The following is a 229-nucleotide window of genomic DNA, read 5'->3' on the forward strand; positions in this document are numbered from 1 at the left end:
GTAGAAGTGGATGGAGAAGAATTCTTTGATATGCTCTTATCTGGCTATGATGAAACTGCAGCTGCTCAAGGAGTATCCTTTATTGTGGAGCATGAAGTAAAAGAGTCTTATTATCTTAATGTCAATCAGATGGTGAGAGTGATGGATAACTTAATGGCAAATGCTATTCGACATACACCATCAGGTAAAACCATTTTTATAGGAGCATATTCAAGTAACAGTCATATAC

At 36.2% G+C, this 229-nt stretch carries 1 protein-coding gene; it reads left to right on the forward strand.

Features of this window, described 5'->3' with window-relative positions:
- Window positions 1-229: cell wall metabolism sensor histidine kinase WalK (locus AOA60_RS32495; RefSeq protein WP_218240447.1), on the forward strand; the 229-nt coding region annotated here is incomplete at both ends.

It is taken from the genome of Pseudomonas sp. 2822-17 (assembly GCF_002742485.1).
Taxonomy (GTDB): Bacteria; Pseudomonadota; Gammaproteobacteria; order Pseudomonadales; family Pseudomonadaceae; genus Aquipseudomonas; species Aquipseudomonas cyclaminis.